This window comes from Novosphingobium terrae, from assembly GCF_017163935.1.
Classification (GTDB): Bacteria; Pseudomonadota; Alphaproteobacteria; order Sphingomonadales; family Sphingomonadaceae; genus Novosphingobium; species Novosphingobium terrae.
The window spans coordinates 3082173-3105948 of record NZ_JABVZR010000001.1; the positions used below are offsets into that span (position 1 = coordinate 3082173).

The following is a 23776-nucleotide window of genomic DNA, read 5'->3' on the forward strand; positions in this document are numbered from 1 at the left end:
GTCCCGCAGGGGTGCCCGCGCGCAGCGCGAAAGGCAACCCCCGGCGCCGCAGGCAACAAAGAGGCTCCCCAAGCACCCAAAAACGACGCCGCGATGACAAACAGGCCAATGCAGTAATGGGGGTGCAGGGGGCGATGGCCCCCTGCCTATCTCTTTTCTTTACAACAACCCGTGCTTCTTCATCGAATGCCGCAGCTGATCATAGGTCAGCCCCAGAGCCTTGGCCGTCTGCCGCTGGTTGAAGCGATTGCCCGCCAGAGCGCCCTCGATGATGCATTTCTCATGGGCATCGACCGCCGCGCGCAGATCGGTCACCGCAATCGCCTCGGGCAGAGCGGGCAAGGCTGGCGCGGCACCCTCTTCCTCCGGCTCGGCGGCGCGCAGGGACTGGGTGGGCTTCCACGGGCTTTCGAAGGGATCGAAGGTGATGTCGGCCACCGGCTCTTGCGCGTTATCCCAGCGGTAGACGGCGCGCTCCACCACATTGCGCAATTCGCGGACATTGCCGGGCCAGCCATAGCGCTCCATGGCGCGCAGCACGCCGGTGGCGAAGCCGGGCCAGCGCTCCCAGCCCAGTTCGCTGGCCATGCGGCGGGCGAAATGCTCGGCCAGCACGGGGACGTCTCCGGCGCGGGCGCGCAGGGGCGGCAGGGTGATGACCTCAAAGCTGAGGCGGTCGAGCAAATCCGCGCGGAACTTGCCCGCCGCCGCCATGCGCGGCAGATCCTCATTGGTGGCCGCCACGATGCGCACATCCACCCGCAGCGGGCGCGAAGAGCCGATGCGCGTCACCTCGCCATATTCCACCGCGCGCAGCAGACGCTCCTGAGCACCCATCGACAGCGTGCCGAGTTCATCGAGGAACAGCGTGCCGCGATCGGCCTCCTCGAAACGCCCGGCGCGGGCGCGGGTGGCGCCGGTGAAGGCACCCGCCTCATGGCCGAAGAGTTCCGCCTCGATCAAAGTCTCGGGCATGGCCGCGCAGTTGAGCGTAATCAGCGGCTCGTCCCAGCGCGCGGAGAGGCGGTGGAGGCGTTCCGCGATCAGCTCCTTGCCCGTGCCGCGCTCGCCGATCACCAGCACCGGGCGGCGCAGGGGGGCGGCGCGACTGGCCCGCTCCATGGCGTCCAGAAAGGCGCCGGATTGGCCGATGAATTGCGCTTCGCGGTTGCCCAGACTTGCCATGGCGAAAGATTGGCACATTTCCCCAAGCCTTGGCAAGAATTCCCACAACCCATCCCATCCACCCACGCGCCGTTTGGCGGATTTCCGGGCTTTTTCGCATTTGGCACGCGCTTTGCTGATACCCTGTCATCCAACAGGACAAGACCATGAACCACTTCGCCCCTCTCGATCCGGAAGCGCCCCTGAACGGCGCGGGAACCCAGTCCGAACTGCCCAAGACCGGCCTGACCCCGCTCGTTGCGACCGGATTCGAGTCCGGACCGAAGCGCGCCTCCACCCCCGGTCGCTCACCTCAGCCGGCGGATTTCCAGCGCGCTTCGGTCCACCCCAATCCTGCACCGCAGCCGGCACGCCGGTTTCGGCTTGACAGCGAGGTGGAAAAGTTGCGCCTCCTGTCGCAAAATTCTTCTCTGAACGGAGCCATGCCCGTGAGCATCTTTTCCCGCACCCGCGACATCATCGCCGCCAACTTCTCCGACCTGCTCGACAAGGCGGAAGACCCCTCGAAGATGATCCGCATGATCATCGTCGAAATGGAGGAAACGCTGGTGGAGGTGCGCGCCAGCGCCGCCCGCACCATCGCCGACCAGAAGGAAATGCGCCGCCACGGCATGAAGCTGGAGCGTCTGCAGGCCGACTGGGGCGAAAAGGCCCAGCTCGCCCTGTCGAAGGACCGCGAGGATCTGGCCCGCGCCGCTCTGGTGGAAAAGCGCAAGGCCGGCGACATGGCCGACCAGCTCAACCACGAGATCTCGGTGCTGGACGACAGCCTCCGCGCCTATGAAGCCGACATCGAAAAGCTGCAGACCCGCCTGCGTGAGGCCCGCAGCCGCCAGACGGCCATTGCCGCCCGCCTCGAAAGCGCCGAGAACCGCGTCAAGCTGCGCACCCTGCTCGCCAGCGAGCGTGTGGATGAGGCCATGGCCCGCTTCGATGCCCTGGAACGCCGCGTCGATTATGCCGAAGGCCGCGCCGATGCGCTGAGCCTCGCCGATGGCAACAACAAGCAGACGCTGGCCGACGAGATCGCCGCCCTCGCCCAGGGCGACAAGGTGGATGAGGAGCTGGAAGCCATGAAGCGCGCCCTGCACACTGGTAAGGAAGGCTAAGCCGATGGAGGATATCGTCGTCCCCGTCGTCGCCCTTGGCTCGCTGTTCGTCGGCCTGCCCTGGATCATCCTTCACTACATGACCAAGTGGAAGACCGCCGCCACGCTGACCAATGGCGATGAGGCCCTGCTGGAAGAACTCTATCAGTTGGCCCGCCGCCTGAGCGACCGGATGGAAACCGTGGAACGTCTGGTCGCCAGCGACCACCCCGATTTCCAGCCCGGCGTGCCGCTGGCCAACCATCCCATCGATCGCTCGCTCGATCATCCTTCCGCTCACAACGCCCTCAACGAGGTTTCCGAAGGCCTCGACCGCCTTCGCGGCCAATTCGAAAGGAATCGCCGGTGAACTCGCTCCGCACAAAGTTCTACAAGGACAAGGCCAACGGCAAGTTCATGGGCGTCTGCGCCGGGATTGCCGACTATACGGGGATCGACATCCTCTGGGCCCGGATCGGCATGCTGGTGCTGATGTGGCTCTCGGGCGGGGTGGTCTTCATGGCCTATCTGGCGCTCGGCATTCTGGCCGAGAACAAGCCCAGCGGCATGTATGCCGACCGCCGCGAGGAAAAGTTCTGGCAGGGCGTGCGCCAGTCGCCCAGCCGCACCGCCCGCGAGGTCCGCGCCGATTTCCGTGACATCGACCGCCGTCTGGCCGCTGTGGAGGCCTATTACGTCTCCTCCAACCCGCGCCTGTCGGACGAAATCGAAAAGCTGCGCTAATAAAATCAACCGGGGGAATTTCATCATGAGTACTGCCGAAATCGGAGCCTTCATCCCGATCGTGGCCATGTGTATCCCGATCAGCGCGATCTGGGCCAAGCACCGCCAGAAGATCGCTGAAATCCAGATCAGCGCCGCCACCACCCTTTCGGCCGAAAAAGCTGCGCAATATGCCCAGCACACCGCCGAACTCGAAGCCCGGGTGCGCGTGCTGGAGCGGATCGTGACCGACGGCGGCTATGACCTCTCCTCCCAGATCGAGGCCCTGCGGCATGAGGAACGCCCCCTGCCGCCCCTGCCCCGCACCGACCACTAACTGCCCTTCCCTCAACGGAGCCTTCCCATGAACTGGGCCGAAGCCATCGTCGTCATCGTTGTCGTCACCTCGGTCGCCCGGGTGGTCCGCGCCAGCTTCCTCTCGCGCAGCGACCGGCACAGCGTGACCTTCGATCACAAGGGCAACCCGATCACCGTCACCCCCGTTCCGCAGCAGGCCGACCCGGCCCTGCGCCGCGAGGTCGAGGAACTGCGCGAGCGCGTCCGCGTGCTGGAACGCATCGTCACCGACGAACGCAAGAGCCGCGACCTTTCCGACGAGATCGAGCGCCTGCGCTGACCCTTTTTTCGCCCTCCCCTCTCAAGGAACATCCCATGTTTCACGAGTTCACTCACGCCCTCGCCCCCTTCATGTGGACCGGCGTCGGCATCTTCTGGGTGGTGATGCACCACCGCCAGAAAATGGCCCGCATCGCCGCCGAACGCGGCTATGATCCCCGCCTGCGCGGCCATCACCTCACCGAGCTGGAAGCCATGGCCGCATCGCATGCCCGCGAGCATAATTGCGACCACGCCCGCGAAGTGGCCGAATTGCGTGAGCGCGTCCGCGTCCTCGAACGCATCGCCACCGATGAGGCCCGCCAGACCCCCGCCCGCCAGCTTGCCGCGCAGATCGACGCGCTCAAAGACTGACGCCCCTTTCCGCAACCGGGAACATTCGTCATGGAACCGCTTGTCACCGCCCCCGCCCTGATGGCCCCGCACGCCGTGCCGACCATCGCCCTTTCCGCCCTGCTCGCGCTGGCGATGCTGACCGCCGCCGCGCTCAAAGGCTGGCAGGGCTGGCTCTCGCTCAAATCGCGCGAACTGGACCTGCGCGCCGGGCCTGCCGCCCACGCCCCCCATGATGCCAGCTATGAGCCCGATGTCGGCCCCGCCACCGTCGCGCGCATCGAACTGGCCGATCTGAAGGAACGCATCCGCAAGCTGGAGGCCATCGCTTCGGGGGTGGATCTCTGAAGGATGGATTTGCCGCGCAAGGCAGGCTATCGGCCCCCGCATGACCGACTTGCGCACCCTCGCCGATATCCATGAGGAATATGACTTCCTCGACGCCGACGAACGCTATCGCCTGCTGATCGACCTCGGCCGCAGCCTGCCCCCCATGCCCAAAGCGCTGAAAACCGACGCGACTCTGGTGCGCGGCTGCTCGGCCAGCGTCTGGGTCTACCCCGTGCCCGGAGACGCCGGAACGCTGACCTTCCTGGCCGATTCCAACGCCGCCATCACCAAGGGTATCATCGCTCTGGTGCTGGCAGCGGTGCAGGGCAAGCCCGCCGCCGAGGTGGCCGATATGGATATCGCCGGGGCGCTGGAGCCCTTCGATCTGAAGAACCAGCTTTCCAGCAACCGCACACAGGGCGTGCCGAATATGATCGCTTTGATCAAGCAGCATGCGGGGCGGATTTCAGGGCAGTAAGTAAGGGTAATGCGAGGGTGTTACACCCTCGCGCTCCCATGAATGTCTGCGTTGCGCTTCGGGTTCGGCCAAAGAGCAACGTCGCCGCGCCGCAGGCTTTAGAGTTCATAGCCTGGTCGAGCATTGACTGCCTGCGGCGCTCCAGTTTGCGCAGGTGGATAGGCTGGGCACAACAATGCGGCGCCGCTGCGCTATCGTCGGGAGACGTTTTGGGAGCGCGAGGGGGTAACCCCCTCGCATCTTCCTTTTAAACCCCTTCAGCTTCCCGAATAACGGCAACCCCGGCCTTCCTCTGCTCGGCCAGTTCCCGCTTCAACACGGCAGGATCGCGGGCGAACACAAAGCCGAAGGACACGCCGCCCTCCTTGCCCACTGTCGCGTGATGCAGCTTGTGCGCCTGCACCAGACGCTTGGCGTAGCCCCCCCGCGGTACGTAGCGGAACCAGCGCTGGTGGACCAAGCCGTCGTGGATCAGCGTGTAGACCACGCCATAAGCCAGCACGCCCAGCCCGATCCATGTGCCGGGCCACCATGCCTGCGCGCCCATCACCAAAGGGCTCCCCACGCTGAACGCCCCGATGCTGATCGCGGCGCCGAACACCGCGTAGAGATCGTTGCGCTCAAGGAAACCATCGTGGGGTTCATGGTGATCGCGGTGCCACGCCCAGCCGAAGCCGTGCATGATGTATTTATGCGCGCTCCATGCGATCGCTTCCATCGCCAGAAAGCTGGCGATCACGATCAAAATGGCAAGAACGGCGGGCTGGCTCATCGCGAAGAGCATAGGCCCCCTGGGTGTTGCAGCAAAGCCCCACTTTGCGGCTTTCCTGAAAAGTCCATGAAACCAATCCTCTTTTCGGGAGTCTAGCTGGCATACCCATCCTGACGGTTCTGCTCCCCCGCAGGCCACCGATTCAGGCTCGTGGGGCGGTGTCCGGGCCTTTGTGCCCGGGCACCGACATATTGGATCGACGCCCCTCCACCCTACCATCAGGTGGGGCCACCGATTGGGCGGGGCGTCGGTCTTTTATGATTGCCGGATTTGGCGGCGAGACCTTGCTTTCGCGCCTCCGGATGCCTACGTGGCGAAGCATTATGACCAAACATCCGCGCACGCTGTACGAAAAGATCTGGGACGCCCATGTGGTGGAAACCCGGGATGATGGCACCAGCCTGATCTACATCGACCGCCACCTCGTTCATGAGGTGACGAGTCCGCAGGCTTTTGAGGCACTTCGTGTCTCGGGCCGCAAGGTGCGTCGCCCCGATCTAACCCTCGCGGTGCCGGATCATAACCTTCCCACCACGGCGCGACTCGATGCTTCGGGCCACCGCCTGCCCATCGCAGACGCTGAAAGCGCGCAACAGCTCGCCGCGCTGGAGCGCAATGCGCCGGAATTCGGCGTGCGTCTGATCGGCGCCACCGATGCCGAGCAGGGCATCGTCCATGTCGTCGGGCCGGAGCAGGGCTTTTCGCTGCCCGGCGCCACCATCGTCTGCGGTGACAGCCACACGGCCTGCCACGGCGGTCTGGGCGCGCTGGCCTTCGGCATCGGCACCTCCGAGGTCGAGCATGTGCTGGCCACGCAGACCCTGCTGCTCAAGCGCTCGAAAACGATGGAAGTGCGCGTTGACGGCACGCTGGCTCCGGGCGTCACCGCCAAGGATGTCGTGCTGCATATCTGCGGCACGCTGGGCGCCAGCGGCGGCACGGGCTATGTCATTGAATACACAGGCTCGGTGATCCGCGACCTGTCGATCGAGGGCCGCCTGACGGTCAGCAACATGGCCATCGAGCATGGCGCCCGCGCCGGCCTGATCGCGCCCGACAACAAGACCATCGCTTACGTCAAGGGCCGCCCCTACGCGCCCAAGGGCGAGGCGTGGGACAAGGCCGTCGACTGGTGGCACAGCCTCGCCAGCGACGCCGGTGCGATCTATGACAAGACCATCGTCATCGACGCCGCCGACATTGCGCCGACCGTCACCTGGGGCACCAGCCCGGAAGACACGATCTCGATCAGCGGCAGCGTTCCGGCGCCGGAAGATTTCGCCGATGCCTCCAAGCAGGAAGCCGCGCGCAAGTCTCTGGATTACATGGGCCTGACGCCGGGCCAGCGCATGGTCGATATCGAGATCCAGAACGTCTTCATCGGCAGCTGCACCAACAGCCGCATCGAGGATCTGCGCGCCGCCGCCGCCATCCTCAAGGGCCGCCGCAAGGCCGAGGGCGTGAAATGGGCTATCGTCGTCCCCGGCTCGGGCCTTGTGAAGGCGCAGGCCGAGGAGGAAGGTCTCGACAAGATCTTCACCGAAGCCGGTCTGGAATGGCGTGAGCCCGGCTGCTCGGCCTGCCTCGGCATGAACCCGGACAAGGTGCCCGCCGGGGAGCGCTGCGCCTCGACCAGCAACCGCAACTTCATGGGCCGCCAGGGCCCCGGAGCGCGTACCCATCTGGTCAGCCCGGCCATGGCTGCTGCCGCTGCCGTCACCGGCCATCTGACCGATGTGCGGGATCTCACCGAGGCCTGATACCATGCTGGCGGCGCCCGCAAAGGCGCCGCCAGCACAGATCAGGATTGGTTCGTTCCGGCGAAACTTTCCACCACTTGGACCATCTGCCCACTTGCCCCTGCGGCGAAAAGAGCCTTCGATCCTTGTCCGTCCATACCGGGTACAGGTAGGCCGTAGCACAAAGGGTGGCCCAACCACCCACATTTGCCTGCCCACGCGCAGGGGATCATAGGAGGACAACAGTGACCAAGCAGAACGATACGCAAGCCGAAAAGGCCAGCTGGGCCGGCGCCGCCGCGCTCGCCGGGGCCGCGCTCGGATCGGCCGCTCTGGCCGCTGTCCTGCTCTACTCATCGCGCGGCAAAGGCAAGCCTGCCGCCCCCATCCACCCCGAAGACGCCCCCGAAACGGACTAAGGCGCCGGAAGACCGAGAGACAACCATGACGCCGATTTCGCAGGTGACCGGACGGGCCATCCCCTTCGGACTGAAAAATGTCGATACCGACATCATCATCCCCGCCGCCTTCCTCAAGACCATCACACGGTCTGGGCTGGGCAAGGGCGCCTTTCAGGCGATCCGCGCCGAGCCGGGCAACATCTTCGACAACCCCACCTATGCCGGCTCGCCCACGCTGATCGCGGGCGACAACTTCGGCTGCGGCTCCTCGCGTGAGCATGCCGCATGGGCGCTGCTCGATCTGGGGATCACCTGCGTGATCGCGCCGAGCTTTTCGGACATTTTCTCGGGCAATGCCTTCAAGAACGGCATCCTGACCGTGGTTCTGCCGCAAGAGGCCATCGACCGCCTGATGGAAGTGGCCAAGACCGACGAGATCACCGTCGATCTGGAGACGCAGACCGTCACCACGCCTTTTCAGGACCGCTTCACCTTCGAGATCGACCCGTTCCGCAAGCACTGCCTGATCAACGGGCTGGATGAGGTCGGCCTGACTCTGGCGCGCGACGCGGCCATCGGCGGGTATGAGGCGAAGGCCAAGGGCGCGCTGCCGTTTTTGGCTGTTGTTCAGCACTAAGAAGGTTTGAAGGGGTGAATGCGAGGGTGAGAGCCCTTGCTGGTCGCCTGTCTCAAGAGACATGCTCCGGGCCCTCGCGCTCCCGTTCATGTCTACGTTGCGCTTCGGGTTCGGCCTTGGAACCAGGTCGCGGCGCTGCGGGCTTTAACATTCCAGACCAGTGCAAGGCGCCGGGGCTTTCTGCCTGCGGCGCCTTTCTGTCGGGCAGTTGGAGAGCCAAGGCGCACCGATACGGCTCCCCTGCCCGCGCGTCGGAAGACGTTCCGGGAGCGCGAGGGGGTAACCCCCTCGCATTTTCTTTTCCTCCCCCTGCCTGATCTTCCTTGCACCAAACCAAAGACACCCCCAATGCACCACGCGCATAGCGGGATTGCATCCCGTCTGTTACAATCCTATCTGCCGGGATTACCGCTTTTACTGCGAAGGATTCGCAACGCATGAACAGCTTTGCCGACCGTGAGCGCGCTCAGGGTGCTCAAGAGGCAGAAATGGCCTTTCGCATCCATGCGAGGCGCAACCGGCTGCTCGGCCAGTGGGCGGCTGTCCGCATGGGCCTCTCGCCCGAAGAAGCCGACACCTATGCCCGCAGCGTCGTCCATGCCGACTTCGAGGAAGCGGATGATGAGGATGTGGTCCGCAAGCTGTTGGGCGACCTGCTGCGCGCCGGCGTCGAGGCGGAGGACACCGAAGTCCGCAACGCCATGCATGAGAAAGAGGCCGAGGCCCGCCGCTCGCTGATGGGCCCCGCCTGAACCTTTTCGAGGAATTACAGACAATGCCGATGCTGGCCCAGGATATCGAAACGCTGATCCGCGCCGCCCTGCCCGACGCTCAGGTGACCATCACCGATCTGGCGGGCGACGGTGACCACTACGCCGCCGAAGTGATCTCCGCCGCTTTTGCGGGCAAGCCGCGCGTCATCCAGCACAAGATGGTGATGGAGTCGCTGGGCGGCCGCATGGGCGGCGAACTTCACGCCTTGCAGATCAAGACCGGCGTCCCCACCTGATCTTTCACGTATAGTTTACCCCCAAATCCGAAAGCGAAGCCGCCATGTCCGACACCAACGCCCGCATCGCCGAAATCGTCAACGGCAATGACATCGTCCTGTTCATGAAGGGCACGCCGCTCTTCCCGCAGTGCGGCTTCTCCAGCCGCGCCATCGCGATCCTCGACCGCATCGGCGCGCCCTACCACAGCGTGGACGTGCTGCAGGATCCGGAAATCCGCTCGGGCATCAAGGACTTCTCCGAGTGGCCGACGATCCCCCAGCTCTACATCAAGGGCGAGTTCCTGGGCGGCAGCGACATCATGATGGAAATGTACGAGGCCGGCGAACTGCAGACGCTGGTTGAGGAAAAGGGTCTGGTCGCCAAGGCCTGAGTCTTTCGATTTTAGGTTACGAAGAGCCTCCCGGTGTGATGCCGGGGGGCTTTTTCGTTTCTGAAGAAGCTTTGAAGAGAGGAAATGCGAGGGGGTTACCCCCTCGCGCTCCCGGGTTTTGTCAGCCTTGGCGCTTCGGGTTCGGCCATGGAGCGACGTCGCTGCGCCGCAGGCTTCAACGATCAAGGTGCAGAGGCATTCGCTGCCTGCGGCGCTACACGTAGCGCAGGTGGAGAGACTGGGCGCAAGAATGCGGCGCCACTGCCAATGCGTCGGAAGACGTCATGGGAGCGCGAGGGTGTAACACCCTCGCATCTTCCTTCTTCCAGACCCCGGAATCCGAAAGGGCGAATCCGGAAAGAGACTAATCGTCCGGATTCGCCCTTCATGGGTCGGGTAGACCGGCGGGGCCACAGGAGACCGGGGAGGCCCCGCCTACGGGAACACGGGATCGAAGAGGGTAAGGACTTTGCCGGGAGACTGATCGGCATTGTCCGCTTCGAGACCGTTTAGGTGACACTATCAATGCACACCCCGTGCCAATTCGCGAAAAACCAGCATTTCCGTGAGTTACGACGCAAAGCCCTTTCCTACCCTTCAACCCCACTGTCAAGAATTCCGACAGGCCTGGCCAGAAACACGCCACCAAGGTGGAAAATTTTCCGACAGGTGCCCCGCAGCAGCCCGCTCTTGCCAAGAGCGCCACAAGGCGCAAACTGCCCCGATGACCGAGACCGAACCACCCCGCCCCGCCGCCACGCTGATCGTGTTCCGCCATGCTCGGGGCGGCGGTTCGCCTCAGGTGCTGATGCAGGTCCGGGCGGCAGAGATGCGTTTTGCGGCGGGCGCTTGCGTGTTCCCGGGCGGCGCTGTCGATCCGGCGGATGCGGCGCTGGCCGAAACCCTGCCCGCCCCCGCAGGCTGGGACGGTCTGCCCGATCTGACCGCGCGCATCGCCGCCATCCGTGAAATGCTGGAGGAAACCGGCCTTGCCATCGGCCTGAAACGCGAAGACGGCCAGCCCATCGATGCAGAACAGGCCGCCAGAGCCCGCGCTTTGCTGGGCCAGCACAAGGCGCTTCACCCGGTGCTGGAAGAGATGGGCTGGCAGATCGATGCGGCGGCGCTCACACCGTTTGCGCGCTGGTGCCCGCGCTTCGCCCGCCCTTTCGACACGCGCTTCTATCTGGCCGATCTGGGCACCGGCGCGGTGGATGTGTCTCATGAGGCTCATGAAAGCCAGCAACTGCTCTGGCTTTCGCCCAGCGAGGTTCTGGCTCAGGCAGAGGCTGGCGCGCTGTCCGTGATCTTCCCCACGCGGCGCAATCTGGAGCGTTTGGCCCGCTTCGCCAGCTTCGAAGAGGTCCGCGCCCATGCGCTGGCCAGCCCTCTCGACACCATCACCCCCTCAATCGTCGAGCGCGAGGGCACCGCATGGCTGACCATCCCTGAAGGCATGGGCTATCCGGTCACGGAAGAAAGGCTGGAAACCGCAAAGCGCGGCTAGAGCGGTTTACGAGTCGCGGGGGTGATTTCACCCGGCTTGAAAACGCTTCAAATCAGAGTCCTGCGTGATCGCGTGTTCCTGGCCGCCGGGCTTCACCCGGCTCGAAAACGCTCAGTGCCGCGCGTGGCGCATGCCCAGATTCTCGACCACCGGAGCATAAAGCGGGCTGTCGAATTCGACCCCGGCACCATCCTCGCCCAGCCAGCGCACCACGCCGCTGATGGCTTCCATGCCATCGGGCTTGATCGTCACCCGCATGCCCACCGAGAGGTAGAGCGAGCGGGTTACCATCCGGCAGCCATGGGTGGAGATGTCGCACAGGTAAGCGTCATCCCGCATACCGCCCATTGTGCGGCATTTGGCGGCAAGCGTCACAGGCATCCTGCTGGCTTTGCGCGATTGAACGGGTGTCTCCATGACCTTAATTTACGCCCAACGAGGTTAACACTTTTTACGGTTTTACGGTAAGTAGAATCTTCAGCATAAACTTCCGCAACTTTCTTCCGGCTCACCGCAAAAATCTGCGCCACGGCGCCAGCCCGGTCCGCTGGGGCGACAAGCGCTTCTCATTTGACAGAACCCTGCCCCGCGCCCAGACTTTTTACCGCGCCGCATCGCGCGGGCAACGGGGACAAATAACGGGGTGCCTCGCCCCTGATCCCTGCTATGAAAATCGCGTCCGGGCTTGCTGGCGCCCGGCGCTCCCCATCCGCCAGCGCAGCTTTCGTCCCCCACAGGGAGCCTTCTATCTTGCCTCATTCCGCCCAATCCGGCCTGCGCCGCCCCCTGCTGGCCCGCGCAATCTCTGCCCTGACGCTCGGCGCGATGGTTGCCGCCACGCCGCTGCCCGCGCTGGCCCGCCCGCTTCCCGCCAAGAACGTTACCGTCAGGGCTGACGCCACCGGCCCTGCCAAGCGTGTCCAGTCGGGCGCCTCGGCCCATGCCATGGTGGCTGCCGCCAATCCGCTGGCCGTGGCCGCAGGCATGCGCGTGCTGAAGGCCGGAGGCAGCGCGGTCGATGCCGCCGTGGCGATCCAGGCGGTGCTGGGTCTGGTCGAGCCGCAGAGTTCGGGCCTTGGCGGCGGTTCCTTCATGGTGTTCTACGACGCCAAGACCCGCAAGGTCTCCGCCTATGACGGGCGCGAAACCGCTCCCGCAGGCGCCAACCCCCGGCAGTTCCTCCACCCCGACGGCACGCCCATGACCTATGCCGAGGCGGTGACGGGCGGCCAGTCCAGCGGCATTCCCGGCGCCATCGCCATGCTCGACATGGCGCAGAAGGAGCATGGCAAGCTGCCGTGGAAAATACTCTTCGGCCCGGCCCGTCAGCTGGCCACTGAAGGCTTTATCGTCTCGCCGCGTCTGGCGGGCATGATCACCAGCCGCGCGCCTCAGGCCCATATGGCCGATGCGCAGGCCTATTTCCGCAATGCCGATGGCACGCAGATGAAGGCCGGTGACCGCCTGATCAACAAGGCCTATGCCGACAGTCTCGACCTGATCGCCGCCAACCGCTCCGCCGGGCTGCTGTCGGGCCCGCTGGCCGAGGCGATCCTGCAGCGCATCCACACCGGCCCCGCGCCCTCGCCGATGACGCTGGCCGATATGGCCGCCTACAAGCCGCGCAAGACCGAGGCGCTGTGCCGCCCCTATCGCGCCTATATCATCTGCACGCCTCAAGCCCCCTCGGGCGGCTTGCCGGTGCAGGAGGCCATGGGCATCCTTGCGCATACGGACATCAACAAGCGCAGCGCCAAGGATGAAAAGGGCTGGTATCTGCTCTCGCAGGCCAGCCGCCTCGCCTATGCCGACCGCGACAAATATGAGGGCGACCCCGCCTTTGTGCCCGTGCCCACCGATGGCCTGCTGGCGCCCGACTATCTCGCCAAGCGCGCCGCGCTGATCGGCGAACAGGCCCAGCCCGTCACCTATGGCGTGCCCGCCGGCGCGCCCAAGGTCGGCCCCGACCACACGCTTGAACCGGGCGGCACCAGCCACATCGTGATCGTCGATGCCGACGGCAACGCCCTCTCCATGACCACCACCGTGGAAAGCATCTTCGGCAACGGGCACATGGTTGGCGGCTTCTTCATGAACAACCAGCTGACGGACTCCTCCTTCGCGCCCGACAATGCCGACGGCACGCCTGCCGCCAACGCCGTGGCACCGGGCAAGCGCCCGCGCTCCTCGATGGCGCCGACCATCGTGCTGGACAAGGCGACCGGCCACTTCGCCGCCGCCACCGGCTCGCCCGGCGGCACGGCCATCGTCGGCTATGTGGTCAAGGCGCTGGTCGGCATCCTCGACTGGAAGATGAGCCCGCAAGACGCCGTCGCGCTGCCCAATCTGGTGGCGATGGGCAACAAATACTCCGCCGACAAATTCCCTGACGATATCACTCAGGCGCTGGCCGCACGCGGGGAAGTGCTGGATACGCAGCGGGGTGAAAACTCCGGGCTGCAGGCCATCGTCTATCAGCCCAAGGGTACGGCGGGTATCCGCTACATCGGCGGTGCTGATCCCCGGCGTGAAGGGATTGCGCGCGGGTTTTAAGGTTGGGAAAAGGGATGGTGCGAGGGGGTTACCCCCTCGCGCTCCCATGTTTTGTCTGCGTGGCGCATCGGGTTCGGCCTTAGGGCGACGTCGCTGCGTCGCAGGCTTTTATCGCCTGCACAGACTGTCGATGCTGATGAAGCTGCCTGCGGCGCCTTATGTGATGCAGGTGGAGGGCGTGGGCCTTAGGACAGGAGGCACGGCCTTATTACCGCAAGACGTTCGGGGAACGCGAGGGCCCGGAGAATCTCTCTTGAGAGATGCGACCAACAACGCCCCCCTCGCATTGTCCTGTTCTACTTGAACGCCCTGCCACCGCCCAAAAACGAAATAAGGGCCCGGATCTTGCGACCCGGGCCCTTTATTCCAGCCACCGCTGCGATGACCGGCCGCGGAGAACAAGCCCCCCTGTTCCGCCCGGGGGAAGTGCAGATACGGCGGATCGCATGGCCCCCCATTCGATCGCACCGCATGCCCCCGGCCTTTCGGCACCGATCAGAGCCGTTTGCTGGAATGTTAGTCCAGAAATCCTGCCAGAGACTGGCGGCCCCGATTTTGTTTTTGTCGTTCACCTTGCTGGTGATCAACTGCGTTCAGTTTTGGTGAAAAACGTACTTTCGTCAAATGCATTGTTGAACGAAACGCAGCAAAATGGGGCGTCTGTGTCATCTCAGCACTAAAAATTTCATAGTAATTTTGACAAGCTCGCACCGTTAGGCAAGCGGCAGCTGCCGACGCATGATAAATTCTTCGTCAAACCAATCACCTACCGCAAAGCGGTATTCGCCGACCACCTCAAAGCCTCGCCCGGCATAGACATGGCGCGCACGATCATTGCCCTGCCACACCCCCAGCCACAGAGCACCGGGCCGCCGCGCCGCCATCCAGTCCAGAGCAAGATCCAGCAACTGCTTGCCAAGGCCCGCGCCCTGCGCCGCGCGCCGCAGATAGAGCTGGTACAGCTCCAGATCGCCCTCGCGCACATCCGCATGCGGCAGCTTGGAGGGCCCGACATGGGCATAGGCCAGCAGCTGCCCCTCACCATCCTCGGCAACCCAGCTCATATGGGCCGGGTCGGCCAGTTCGCGCGCCACGGTGGGCTGACCATAGGCCTCGACCTCGAAACGGGCGAGATCGGCGGCGGGATAGGGGATGGCAAAACCCTCGGCACCGAAGGTCTCCCGAAAGCAGGCCAGTTTCAGCGCGCTGAGCGCCGCGGCATCCTCCGGGCGGGCGGGGCGAATCGTCAGGGCAGCGGCGGCGGAAGAAGGAGCGGTCTGGTTCATGGGCCCTGCGATAGCCTTCGCCATGCCCTCAGGCAAACCTTCACCAGCCGCCACCGCCACTCCCGTACTTGCCCCTAGGCGCGCGGGCACAGCTCCTGAGTCATTCTGCTTTACCCATCCTGCGCGTGCTTGAGCATCCGCCGGGGGGCGAACTGGGGAGAATGACGTTGTCGCGCTTTGGGATTTCGACCCGGCTGCTGACTGCCTTTGCCATCCTGCTGGTGGCGATGGCCGGTTTCGGCATCTTTTCGGTGATGAAGATCGGCGAGGTCAACGCCCTCTCGCTGGACATGCGCACCCGCTGGTTGCCCGCCACGCAAGAGGTCGGCCAGATCCACGCCTTTATCTCGCAATACCGCATCCGCCAGAGCGAGATGATCGCCGCACCCGTCAAGGACAAGCCGCGCGCCGCCAAGCTGGTGCGCAACGCCGGCATGGCGATCGACGGGCTGATGATCCATTATGAAAAGCTGATCGACACCCCCCAGCAGCATGACGCCTTTCACCACGTCTATCACAACTGGCTGGCCTATAAGGCGCTGAACGAGAAGATGCTGGCTCTGGACGCCCGTCATGGCGATCAGGACGACACCGCCGTGCGCGACCTGTTCGAAGGCGATGTGCAGCAGAGCTTCTACACGGTCGAGGATTCGATCATGGCGCTGGTCGATGTCAACACGGCTGGCGCGAATGCCGTCTCTGCCGAATCCAACCGCATTCACGAAGCCGCCCGCCGCACCACGCTGATCGCGCTGAGCGCCACCGTCGCGCTGGCGCTGGCGCTGCTGGCGATGCTGATGCAGACCATCGCCCGCCCGGTGCGCCGTCTGGCCGAGGCCGTCACGCGGCTGGTCGATGGCGATATGGATGTGCGCGTCCCCGCCACCAGCCGCAAGGATGAGGTGGGCGCCCTCGCCCGTGCGCTTGATGCCTTCAAGCGGCTGGTCGCGCATGATCAGGCCCGCGCCGCCGCCGAGCTGGAGCATGCCCGCAACACGCAGCTTACCATCGATGCCATCGGCAATGGCCTTGCCGAACTGGCCGAGGGCAATCTCACGCATCGCGTCCCGGAAAACGGCCATGGCGCGCTGGGCGCCCTCCATGTCAATTTCAACGAGGCGGCACAGCGCCTTTCCGATGTGCTGAGCGAGATCGTCGAGGGCTGCGACACGATCAGCCGCGGCACACAGGACATCGCCATGGCCGGCGGCGACCTGTCGCGCCGCACGGATCATCAGGCCACATCGCTGGCCGACACCGCCCGCACGCTGGGCGAGCTGACCGGCATGGTGAAACTCACCGCCGACAATGCCCGCCAGACCTCCACGCGCCTGGCCACCACCCGCCAGACCGCCGGCGGCATGGAGGCCAAGGCCAATGATGCCATTGCCGCCATGCGCGCCATTGAGGACTCCAGCCGCCAGATGGCCGAGATCATCGGCGTGATCGACGGCATCGCTTTCCAGACCAACCTGCTGGCCCTTAACGCCGGGGTCGAGGCGGCCCGCGCGGGTGACGCCGGTCGCGGCTTTGCCGTGGTGGCCACCGAGGTGCGCGCGCTGGCCCAGCGCAGTGCCGATGCCGCCAAGGACATCAAGGCGCTGATCACCACCTCCAACGGCCAGATCGGCGGCGGCGTGGCGCTGGTGGCCTCCAGCGGCGGGGCCTTGCGCCAGATCGTGGGCGAGGTTTCGGCCATTTCCGAGCTGGTGGAGGAAATCGCCCAATCGGCCAGCAAGCAGGCCAATGCCATGGACGGCATCAGCACCATGGTCAGCGAGATGGACGAATTCACCCAGCAGAATGCGGCGATGGTCGAACAAAGCTCTGCCAGCACGGTTAATCTTTCCACTGAGACCGAGCGGCTGGTCAACCAGCTCAGCACCTTCCGCCTGACCGGGCGGCGGCAGGCCGAGGTGATCATCGCGCCATCCCAGCCGCAGCTTCAGGCGCGCCTGCATGCCTTGCCCTCGGCGCGGGGCAATGCGGCGCTCAAGCTGGCCGATGAGGATTGGTCCGCCTTCTGATCCCGCCTCCCCGCAAAACCATCTAGGTATTTCCTACGGGGCTTCGTCAACGCTCCTTTTGGTGCTTTTTCCTAGAATGCTGACGATTGCAAAACCATTGCGATCGATTCGACACACGATGCACGCAGCACCATGAGGCCGATGATGAAGATTGTTCGCCGCTCCGCCCCCGCCCTGCTGGCCTGCGCCATGCTGGCTGGTATCCTGACCGCCTCGCCGGCCATGGCGCAGAGCGACTGGAGCCGTCAGGCCGCGCGCATCATCAGCTCCAAGCAGACTTACCCCACCACCGCCCAGATGCGCGGCGAGGAAGGCACCGCGAAGGTGAAGGTCTATGTCGGCGCCGATGGCAGCGTGCAGCGCACCGAACTGGCCACCGGCTCGGGATCGCCGCTGCTGGACCGCGAGGCGCTGGCCATGCCGACCCGCGCCGGTCGCCTGCCTGCCCCTCCGGGCGGCCCCACCGTGCTGACCGTGCCGGTGACCTGGAAGCTGATTTAAGGGTCAGCGCGGCACCGGCCCGCCCCACCGCCCGGCCAAGCCGGATTTCAACCAAACGTAATTTTCTTGCTATCCACAGCAAAACCGCCTAAGGGCCGCCCCAAGCGTGACCGGCGAACGAGGGCTTCCCCCCAGCCGCAGGCCTCGCCCAGCAGGATCAGGCCGCGTGAAGGCAGCGCCGATGGGAACCCTTTTTCCGGGCCATCGCAGCGCCGTCAGCCTCCCTGCCGGGCAGAGACCGCTCGGTCACATCATCGCCACAGCGCCACCTCGTCACGCAAGGTTGCAGGAACTTCTCCTCACCTTCCCGTGCGTCGCGCGTGCGCGATGCATGGCGCTTCATGAAAGACATCCATGTCCTATTTTTCCGACCTTAACCTGGCCGAGCCCATTCTGCGCGCGCTGGCCGAAAAAGGTTACACCGACCCCACCCCCATCCAGCGCCAGTCGATCCCCTCGCTGATCGAGGGCCGCGACCTTCTCGGCCTGGCCCAGACCGGCACCGGCAAGACCGCCGCTTTCTCGCTGCCCTCGCTGCACCGTCTGGCGATGGACCCCAAGCCGCGCCGCGCCGCCTCGTGCCGCATGCTGGTGCTGAGCCCCACCCGTGAGCTGGCCGCCCAGATCGCGGACAATATGAAGTTCTACGCCAAGCATCTGCCGCTCAGCGTGCAGTGCATCTTCGGCGGCGTGCCCGCGCCCAAGCAGGCCCGCGCCCTCGTCGGCGGCACCGATATTCTGGTCGCCACCCCGGGCCGTCTGCTCGACCTGATCGACCAGCGTGCGCTGACCCTGCGCGACGTGGAAATCTTCGTGCTCGACGAAGCCGACCAGATGATGGATCTGGGCTTTATCCATGCCCTGAAGCGCGTCGCCCGCCTGCTGCCCGCACAGCGCCAGAGCCTGTTCTTCAGCGCCACCATGCCGCAGGACATCGAGGCGCTGGGCCGCCAGTTCATCAACAACCCCGTGAAGGTGGAAGTGGCCCCGCAGTCCACCACCGCCGAGCGTGTCGAGCAGTTCGCCACCTTTGTGTCGCAGGCCGAAAAGCAGGCCCTGCTGACCATCAAGCTGCGCGAAGGCCTGGCCAGCGGCGAGATCGACCGCACGCTGGTCTTCTCGCGCACCAAGCATGGCGCCGACCGCATCGTGCGCTTCCTGACTCCCGCCGGCATCGAGGCTGCCGCCATCCATGGCGACAAGTCTCAGGCCCAGCGCACCGCTGCGCTCAAGGGCTTCCGTGACGGCAAGGTCAAGGTGCTGGTCGCCACCGACATCGCCGCGCGCGGCATCGACGTGACCGGCGTGTCGCACGTCTTCAACTTCGACATCCCCAATGTCGCCGAGCAGTATGTCCACCGCATCGGCCGCACCGGCCGCGCTGGCGCCAACGGCATCGCCCTCTCCTTCGTGGCCGATGACGAAAAGCCCTACATCAAGGCCATCGAGCGCCTGACCGGCGTGAAGCTGACCATGCAGCAACTGCCCGCCAACTTCCTCGTCGAGGCCGCCCGCCTGCCCGCCCCCGCCAAGCGCGGCAATGGCCAGCCCGAGCGCGTTGATCGCGGCGCCAGCGCCGGTCGCGGCGATGGTCGCGGTCGCGGTGGCGCGGGTCGTCCGCAGGGGCAGGGCCGCGATGGTGGCCGTGGCGGCCAGCAGGAGCACAACCGCCACAACAACCGCCGCAAGGACCCGGGCGCGCAGGATCGCGTTACCCGTGACGGCCAGCGTTCCGGCCAGCAGCGCGACAACGACCGCGCCCGCGCCGAGCGCCGCCAGAACGACCCGCGTTCGACCGCGCAGCGTCCTTCCTCGGGCCCGCGTTTCGATCCGCTGAGCGATGCTTCGGGGGATGAGCGCCGGGATCGTTCGGTGCGTCGCGGGCGTTAAGAACTGAAGGGGTAAGTGCGAGGGGGTTACCCCCTCGCGCTCCCATGAATTGTCGGTGTTGGCGCTTCGGGTTCGGCCTTGGGGTAAGGTCGCTGCGGTATAGGCTGTTCATTGCCTGCGGCGCTTTCTTCTGCCCGGGAACGTTGCGTTATTGTCGGCTCAGCACGAAACAGACATGATGCGTGCCATGCATCGTCGCTCTGCCAGCATTTCACACTCAACAGGCTTGCTGCGGCTCAAGGCCGTTCTCGCGCTCGCACCGCTCCTTGTCGGTGGATGTGTCCAGGCACCGGCAATAAATTCACGCGATGCTGATGATGTGCTGGCCCTGACAGCCATTGCAGCAAGCAAGAAACTTGCTCCCGGCTATTGCGTCAGCTCCAGACTGGATATCGCAAAAGCGGAATGGGCTGGTGAAGTCGGGAAAGATGGATGGATTACGTCCCCCGGTGACAAGCCCGTCCGCTATCACCCCCTTGACGCACCAAAAGTCACATCGCTTCCACAGAACGCTCTAGCGGCTTTCACCAAGGCAAAAATCAACACCAATTGCCATCATGTCATTGTCTTCAAGAGACCCCAATTCATTGAATTCAAAACAAAGACTGAAAACTACATCGAAGCAGATGTAGACTTCAGCGATACCTGCGGCCTGTGCGGTTTTGGAGCGCAAGGCCGATTTCGCAAAATCGGCGGCGAATGGAAAATGACATCCAACGGCATCGAAGGCACCTGGATCAGCTAAGCTGGAGAGCCGGGGCATATCGTTGCGGCGCCATTGCCCTTGCGCCGGGAGACGTCATGGGAGCGCGAGGGTGTAACACCCTCGCTTTTCTCTTTTCCGCCTAAAGCCTTTAAACTGCAGCAGTAAACACGCCCAGTTCGGGAATCCCCACCGAACGCCGACCGCCGTAATCGGTCTTCACGACGATATGGCCTTCCTTTTCCAGATGCTCCAGCAACCGGCGGATGCGACCCGAGGAAGAGGTGCCATAAACGCGGGCAAGCTCATTGTCGTCAGGGCAGGCCTCACCCTCCATGGCGGCGCGGGCGAGAACAAGGAACGGCGCCAGCCATTCATCTGACACGGCGCGCGCCAGCCCCATCAGCTCAGCCCAGCGCTCTTCCTGCGGGGCGTAGATGCCCGCGACGGCCATGGCAAAGCGGCGGCGGAACTGCGCCACATCGCCCGCGTGGTGGCCGATGCGCTTCATCCGGCAACGCAGCGTAAAGTCCTGATAGAGCGAGGCGATCTGCTGATAGGTCGCGCCGGGCTCGGTAGCCATGTCCTCCATAATGGACGCGATCATGGCGTTGATTTCATCCGGCGCGATGGCGGGCGGAGCGGCGACGGCGGCAGCGGCGAAGAGGTTATCGCCACCCGCCAGCGGGTCCTCGGGCTCCTGATCGGTGCCCGGCGCCACGGCCATCACATAGGAACCGATCTGCTCCATCAGATCGCCCGCATCGGGCATCGCGGGGCGCGGCGACGGACCGTCCACGGCGGTCAGCTCTTCCAGCGTCGGCGCGGCGTGGAGCAGATCGTGCAGATCCTGCCCCGTGGCGGTCGGTGGCGGCAAAAGCCCCGTGGAAACCGCACGGCTGGTGGTCTGCACCCCGCCGATGCGCACCGCGACAGGCCGCCGCGTGATCGCCGGGCCCAGCGCCAGAAACTGGCCGCGCTCCAGATCGCGGATGGTCTCGGCCTGGCGGCGGTCCATGCCCAGCAGATCGGCGGCGCGCGCCATATCGATGTCAAGGAAGGTGCGGCCCATCAGAAAGTTGGAGGCTTCCGCCGCCACATTCTTCGCCAGCTTGGCAAGACGCTGTGTGGCGATGATCCCCGCCAGCCCGCGCTTACGGCCACGGCACATCAGGTTCGTCATCGCCGAAAGCGACAGGCGTCGCACTTCATCCGTCACATCGCCAGCGGCGGCGGGGGCGAACATCTGCGCCTCGTCCACCACCACCAGAGCCGGATACCACTGATCGCGCGGGGCATCGAACAGCGTGTTGATGAAGGTGGCTGCGCAGCGCATCTGCGCCTCGATCTCCAGCCCGTCGAGCGCCAGAATCACACTCGCCCGGTGCTGGCGCACGCGGTTGGCCAGCCGGATCAGGTCGTTGTTCGAATAGGCCGCGCCATCGACGACGATATGCCCGAAAGGCTCGGCCAGCGTGACGAAATCGCCCTCAGGGTCGATCACCACCTGCTGGACCAGCGCGGCGCTTTCCTCCAGCAGACGGCGCAGCAAATGGCTCTTGCCCGAGCCCGAATTGCCTTGAACCAGCAAACGGGTCGCCAAAAGTTCCTCGATGTCGATTTGCAGAGGTTTGCCGCTCTGCTGTTCGCCGATGATAACCGATGCGCTCACGGTGGCGGGGTTTACCGGTTGGGCCGGGTTGGGCCTAGGGGCGGAAGGCGGGTTTTCCAGAGGTTTTCGGTAGGAGGAAAGAGAAGATGCGAGGGTGTTACACCCTCGCGCTCCCGGGTTTGTCTACGTTGCGCATCGGGTTCGGCCTTGCGCCCAGTTTGCCGCGCCGCAGGCAGGGAAATTGAATGCCTGCGGCGCCTTATGTGGCGCAGGTGGATAGCCAAGGCACAAGGATTCGGCGCCACTGCCCGTGCGTCGGGAGACGTTATGGGAGCGCGAGGGGATAATCCCCTCGCATCTTCCTTACTTCACCAATTCTGCTGCCAAGGCTTCCGCCACCCGAATCCCATCCACCGCCGCAGACAGAATCCCGCCAGCATAACCGGCCCCCTCACCCGCCGGATACAGCCCGCGCGTGTTCAGAGACTGCAAATCCTTCCCCCGCGTAATGCGCAAAGGAGACGAAGTGCGCGTTTCCACGCCGGTCATGATAACATCGGGATGGTCGTAACCGGGCACCTGACGGCCAAACACCGGCAGCGCCTCGCGGATCGAGTCGATCACATAATCGGGCAGACATTCGCGCAGATCGGTCAGGTGGACGCCCGGCTTGTAGCTGGGGATCACCGCGCCAAAATCGCCTGACGAAGCCCGCCCCGCCAGCAGATCGCCCAGCTTCTGCCCCGGCGCCTGATAGTTGCTGCCCCCGGCGATATAGGCCAGATCCTCCCAGTGGCGCTGGAAGGCGATGCCCGCCAGAGGCCCACCCGGATAGTCCTTGCCCGGATCGATCGTCACCACCAGCCCCGAGTTGGCGTTGAATTCCGCGCGCGAATACTGGCTCATGCCGTTGGTGACGACGCGGCCTTCCTCGCTGGTCGCGGCCACCACGCGCCCGCCGGGGCACATGCAGAAGGAATAAACCGTGCGCCCGTTCGAGCATTGATGAGACAGCGAATAGGCCGCCGCGCCCAGAATCTCGTTCCCGGCGCAGGGGCCGAAGCGGGCCTTGTCGATCCAGCTTTGCGGATGCTCGATCCGCACGCCGATGGCGAAGGGCTTGGCCTCCATAAAGATCCCCGCGTCATGCAGGGCATGGAAGGTGTCGCGGCTGGAGTGGCCCACCGCCATGATCACATGGCTGGTTTCAAGGTAACCGCCATCGGCCAGATGCAGACCGCGCAGCTTTCGATCCTCGCCCTCGCCCTGCACATCGAAGCCCGAAACGCGGGTGCTGAAACGATATTCGCCGCCCAGCTTCTCGATGGTGTCGCGCATGCTCATCACCATGGTGACGAGGCGGAAGGTGCCGATATGCGGATGCGCTTCGTAGAGGATATCGTCGGGCGCACCGGCCTTCACGAACTCCACCAGCACTTTGCGGCCCAGATGACGCGGGTCCTTGATACGGCTGTAGAGCTTGCCATCGGAGAAGGTGCCCGCACCGCCCTCGCCATATTGCACGTTGGATTCCGGATCGAGCACGCCCTTGCGCCACAGGCCCCAGGTGTCCTTGGTGCGTTCGCGCACGGCCTTGCCACGCTCGATGATGATCGGTTTCAGCCCCATCTGCGCCAGAATCAGCGCCGCCAGCAGACCGCAAGGCCCAGCGCCGATCACCACCGGGCGCGGGCCCTTGTAATCGGCAGGCGCCATCACCGGGAAGTGGTAGGAGGTGTCGGGCGTGGCCCGCACATGCTGATCCTCGGCGAAACCGGTGAGGATGCCAGCTTCGTCATCCACTTCGACATCCAGCACATAGACCAGCTTGATCGCGCTTTTCTTGCGCGCGTCATTGCCCCGGCGGACCATATGCACGCGGTGCAGCGCTTCGGGTTTGATCCCCAGCCTGGCGCAGACGGCGCGCTCCAGATCCTCGGGGGCGTGGTCGAGCGGCAGGATGATGTCGGAGAGGCGTAGCATCGCCGCCCC

At 64.8% G+C, this 23776-nt stretch carries 26 protein-coding genes; 20 read left to right on the top strand and 6 right to left on the bottom strand.

The window, feature by feature from the left end; genetic code table 11:
* Positions 1–159: 159 nt before the first annotated feature.
* On the bottom strand, positions 160–1203 hold the full coding sequence (gene pspF / locus HGK27_RS13785) for a phage shock protein operon transcriptional activator (RefSeq protein ID WP_241127151.1): 1044 nt from the start codon (positions 1201–1203) through the stop codon (positions 160–162).
* A gap of 128 nt (positions 1204–1331) precedes the next feature.
* On the opposite strand from pspF, the gene pspA reads away from it, so the two are divergent.
* The 8 genes from pspA to HGK27_RS13825 are packed head-to-tail and all read left to right on the top strand — an operon-like array spanning position 1332 to position 4773.
* Positions 1332–2294, top strand: a complete 963-nt coding sequence (gene pspA, locus HGK27_RS13790; protein ID WP_322099035.1) for a phage shock protein PspA — start codon at positions 1332–1334, stop codon at positions 2292–2294.
* Between the two features lie 4 nt (positions 2295–2298).
* Positions 2299–2643, top strand: a complete 345-nt coding sequence (gene pspB, locus HGK27_RS13795) for an envelope stress response membrane protein PspB (protein ID WP_206241273.1) — start codon at positions 2299–2301, stop codon at positions 2641–2643.
* The gene (pspC, locus tag HGK27_RS13800; RefSeq protein ID WP_206241275.1) at positions 2640–3017 is read left to right on the top strand and encodes an envelope stress response membrane protein PspC; all 378 of its coding nucleotides are present in this window, start codon (positions 2640–2642) and stop codon (positions 3015–3017) included. The genes pspB and pspC overlap by 4 nt, the downstream gene beginning before the upstream one ends.
* Before the next feature lie 25 nt (positions 3018–3042).
* Positions 3043–3333, top strand: coding sequence for a hypothetical protein (locus HGK27_RS13805; RefSeq protein ID WP_241127153.1), 291 nt, complete (start codon positions 3043–3045; stop codon positions 3331–3333).
* Between the two features lie 27 nt (positions 3334–3360).
* Positions 3361–3633, top strand: a complete 273-nt coding sequence (locus tag HGK27_RS13810) for a hypothetical protein (RefSeq protein ID WP_206241276.1) — start codon at positions 3361–3363, stop codon at positions 3631–3633.
* Between the two features lie 35 nt (positions 3634–3668).
* Positions 3669–3986, top strand: a complete 318-nt coding sequence (locus HGK27_RS13815) for a hypothetical protein (protein ID WP_206241277.1) — start codon at positions 3669–3671, stop codon at positions 3984–3986.
* A gap of 30 nt (positions 3987–4016) precedes the next feature.
* Positions 4017–4313: a hypothetical protein gene (locus HGK27_RS13820; protein ID WP_241127154.1), complete on the top strand. Its 297-nt coding sequence runs from the start codon at positions 4017–4019 to the stop codon at positions 4311–4313.
* 49 nt (positions 4314–4362) lie between these two features.
* Entirely contained in the window at positions 4363–4773 is a 411-nt protein-coding gene (locus HGK27_RS13825) for a SufE family protein (protein ID WP_206243200.1), read from the top strand.
* A 247-nt stretch (positions 4774–5020) separates the two neighbouring features.
* On the opposite strand, the gene HGK27_RS13830 is transcribed toward HGK27_RS13825, so the two are convergent.
* Entirely contained in the window at positions 5021–5557 is a 537-nt protein-coding gene (locus HGK27_RS13830; protein ID WP_407674621.1) for a sterol desaturase family protein, read from the bottom strand.
* Between the two features lie 311 nt (positions 5558–5868).
* On the opposite strand from HGK27_RS13830, the gene leuC reads away from it, so the two are divergent.
* From leuC to HGK27_RS13865, 7 genes are all read left to right on the top strand, one after another.
* Positions 5869–7305, top strand: a complete 1437-nt coding sequence (gene leuC, locus HGK27_RS13835; RefSeq protein ID WP_206241278.1) for a 3-isopropylmalate dehydratase large subunit — start codon at positions 5869–5871, stop codon at positions 7303–7305.
* 224 nt (positions 7306–7529) lie between these two features.
* Positions 7530–7703 carry a hypothetical protein gene (locus HGK27_RS13840; protein WP_206241279.1) on the top strand — a complete coding sequence of 58 codons (174 nt, stop codon included), beginning with the start codon at positions 7530–7532 and terminating at the stop codon, positions 7701–7703.
* Between the two features lie 25 nt (positions 7704–7728).
* On the top strand, positions 7729–8322 hold the full coding sequence (gene leuD, locus HGK27_RS13845; protein WP_206241281.1) for a 3-isopropylmalate dehydratase small subunit: 594 nt from the start codon (positions 7729–7731) through the stop codon (positions 8320–8322).
* Between the two features lie 437 nt (positions 8323–8759).
* Positions 8760–9074, top strand: coding sequence for a DUF1476 domain-containing protein (locus HGK27_RS13850; protein WP_206241283.1), 315 nt, complete (start codon positions 8760–8762; stop codon positions 9072–9074).
* A 23-nt stretch (positions 9075–9097) separates the two neighbouring features.
* On the top strand, positions 9098–9331 hold the full coding sequence (locus tag HGK27_RS13855; protein WP_068088374.1) for a BolA/IbaG family iron-sulfur metabolism protein: 234 nt from the start codon (positions 9098–9100) through the stop codon (positions 9329–9331).
* Between the two features lie 44 nt (positions 9332–9375).
* On the top strand, positions 9376–9705 hold the full coding sequence (gene grxD, locus HGK27_RS13860) for a Grx4 family monothiol glutaredoxin (protein ID WP_206241284.1): 330 nt from the start codon (positions 9376–9378) through the stop codon (positions 9703–9705).
* A gap of 724 nt (positions 9706–10429) precedes the next feature.
* Positions 10430–11212, top strand: a complete 783-nt coding sequence (locus HGK27_RS13865) for an NUDIX hydrolase (RefSeq protein ID WP_206241286.1) — start codon at positions 10430–10432, stop codon at positions 11210–11212.
* A gap of 111 nt (positions 11213–11323) precedes the next feature.
* Here the strand turns inward: HGK27_RS13865 and HGK27_RS13870 are convergent, their stop codons facing one another.
* Positions 11324–11629 (bottom strand): PilZ domain-containing protein, encoded by a 306-nt coding sequence (locus HGK27_RS13870; protein ID WP_206241287.1) that lies wholly within the window; start codon positions 11627–11629, stop codon positions 11324–11326.
* A gap of 333 nt (positions 11630–11962) precedes the next feature.
* On the opposite strand from HGK27_RS13870, the gene HGK27_RS13875 reads away from it, so the two are divergent.
* Entirely contained in the window at positions 11963–13765 is a 1803-nt protein-coding gene (locus HGK27_RS13875) for a gamma-glutamyltransferase family protein (RefSeq protein ID WP_241127156.1), read from the top strand.
* Positions 13766–14478: 713 nt separating this feature from the next.
* Here HGK27_RS13875 and HGK27_RS13880 read toward each other — a convergent pair.
* A complete protein-coding gene (locus HGK27_RS13880) occupies positions 14479–15051 on the bottom strand; it encodes a GNAT family N-acetyltransferase (protein WP_206241288.1) in 573 nt (190 codons plus the stop codon).
* Between the two features lie 161 nt (positions 15052–15212).
* Here HGK27_RS13880 and HGK27_RS13885 point away from each other — a divergent pair, with 161 nt between their 5' ends.
* The 4 genes from HGK27_RS13885 to HGK27_RS13900 all read left to right on the top strand — a co-directional run bounded on the left by HGK27_RS13885 (position 15213) and on the right by HGK27_RS13900 (position 20214).
* Positions 15213–17078 (top strand): methyl-accepting chemotaxis protein, encoded by a 1866-nt coding sequence (locus HGK27_RS13885; RefSeq protein WP_241127157.1) that lies wholly within the window; start codon positions 15213–15215, stop codon positions 17076–17078.
* A 141-nt stretch (positions 17079–17219) separates the two neighbouring features.
* Positions 17220–17579 (top strand): energy transducer TonB, encoded by a 360-nt coding sequence (locus tag HGK27_RS13890; protein ID WP_241127158.1) that lies wholly within the window; start codon positions 17220–17222, stop codon positions 17577–17579.
* Positions 17580–17933: 354 nt separating this feature from the next.
* A complete protein-coding gene (locus HGK27_RS13895; RefSeq protein WP_206241290.1) occupies positions 17934–19469 on the top strand; it encodes a DEAD/DEAH box helicase in 1536 nt (511 codons plus the stop codon).
* A gap of 175 nt (positions 19470–19644) precedes the next feature.
* Entirely contained in the window at positions 19645–20214 is a 570-nt protein-coding gene (locus HGK27_RS13900; RefSeq protein ID WP_206241291.1) for a hypothetical protein, read from the top strand.
* Positions 20215–20323: 109 nt separating this feature from the next.
* On the opposite strand, the gene HGK27_RS13905 is transcribed toward HGK27_RS13900, so the two are convergent.
* Together HGK27_RS13905 and HGK27_RS13910 are read right to left on the bottom strand one after the other, a co-directional pair.
* Entirely contained in the window at positions 20324–21844 is a 1521-nt protein-coding gene (locus tag HGK27_RS13905) for an ATP-binding protein (RefSeq protein WP_206241293.1), read from the bottom strand.
* Positions 21845–22147: 303 nt separating this feature from the next.
* Positions 22148–23767, bottom strand: a complete 1620-nt coding sequence (locus HGK27_RS13910; RefSeq protein WP_206241295.1) for an NAD(P)/FAD-dependent oxidoreductase — start codon at positions 23765–23767, stop codon at positions 22148–22150.
* Between the last annotated feature and the right edge of the window lie 9 nt (positions 23768–23776).

Excerpts from the sequence above, each read along its gene's own strand:
- pspA (WP_322099035.1), top strand. The coding sequence starts at position 1,332 with ATGAACCACTTCGCCCCTCTCGATCCGGAAGCGCCCCTGAACGGCGCG.
- HGK27_RS13815 (WP_206241277.1), top strand. The coding sequence starts at position 3,669 with ATGTTTCACGAGTTCACTCACGCCCTCGCCCCCTTCATGTGGACCGGC.
- HGK27_RS13820 (WP_241127154.1), top strand. The coding sequence starts at position 4,017 with ATGGAACCGCTTGTCACCGCCCCCGCCCTGATGGCCCCGCACGCCGTG.
- HGK27_RS13890 (WP_241127158.1), top strand. The coding sequence starts at position 17,220 with ATGATGAAGATTGTTCGCCGCTCCGCCCCCGCCCTGCTGGCCTGCGCC.
- HGK27_RS13810 (WP_206241276.1), top strand. The coding sequence starts at position 3,361 with ATGAACTGGGCCGAAGCCATCGTCGTCATCGTTGTCGTCACCTCGGTC.
- pspB (WP_206241273.1), top strand. The coding sequence starts at position 2,299 with ATGGAGGATATCGTCGTCCCCGTCGTCGCCCTTGGCTCGCTGTTCGTC.
- HGK27_RS13895 (WP_206241290.1), top strand. The coding sequence starts at position 17,934 with ATGTCCTATTTTTCCGACCTTAACCTGGCCGAGCCCATTCTGCGCGCG.
- HGK27_RS13865 (WP_206241286.1), top strand. The coding sequence starts at position 10,430 with ATGACCGAGACCGAACCACCCCGCCCCGCCGCCACGCTGATCGTGTTC.
- HGK27_RS13885 (WP_241127157.1), top strand. The coding sequence starts at position 15,213 with ATGACGTTGTCGCGCTTTGGGATTTCGACCCGGCTGCTGACTGCCTTT.
- HGK27_RS13855 (WP_068088374.1), top strand. The coding sequence starts at position 9,098 with ATGCCGATGCTGGCCCAGGATATCGAAACGCTGATCCGCGCCGCCCTG.
- HGK27_RS13830 (WP_407674621.1), bottom strand. The coding sequence starts at position 5,557 with ATGCTCTTCGCGATGAGCCAGCCCGCCGTTCTTGCCATTTTGATCGTG.
- HGK27_RS13910 (WP_206241295.1), bottom strand. The coding sequence starts at position 23,767 with ATGCTACGCCTCTCCGACATCATCCTGCCGCTCGACCACGCCCCCGAG.
- grxD (WP_206241284.1), top strand. The coding sequence starts at position 9,376 with ATGTCCGACACCAACGCCCGCATCGCCGAAATCGTCAACGGCAATGAC.
- HGK27_RS13805 (WP_241127153.1), top strand. The coding sequence starts at position 3,043 with ATGAGTACTGCCGAAATCGGAGCCTTCATCCCGATCGTGGCCATGTGT.
- HGK27_RS13850 (WP_206241283.1), top strand. The coding sequence starts at position 8,760 with ATGAACAGCTTTGCCGACCGTGAGCGCGCTCAGGGTGCTCAAGAGGCA.
- leuC (WP_206241278.1), top strand. The coding sequence starts at position 5,869 with ATGACCAAACATCCGCGCACGCTGTACGAAAAGATCTGGGACGCCCAT.
- HGK27_RS13870 (WP_206241287.1), bottom strand. The coding sequence starts at position 11,629 with ATGGAGACACCCGTTCAATCGCGCAAAGCCAGCAGGATGCCTGTGACG.
- HGK27_RS13900 (WP_206241291.1), top strand. The coding sequence starts at position 19,645 with ATGATGCGTGCCATGCATCGTCGCTCTGCCAGCATTTCACACTCAACA.
- leuD (WP_206241281.1), top strand. The coding sequence starts at position 7,729 with ATGACGCCGATTTCGCAGGTGACCGGACGGGCCATCCCCTTCGGACTG.
- pspF (WP_241127151.1), bottom strand. The coding sequence starts at position 1,203 with ATGTGCCAATCTTTCGCCATGGCAAGTCTGGGCAACCGCGAAGCGCAA.
- HGK27_RS13880 (WP_206241288.1), bottom strand. The coding sequence starts at position 15,051 with ATGAACCAGACCGCTCCTTCTTCCGCCGCCGCTGCCCTGACGATTCGC.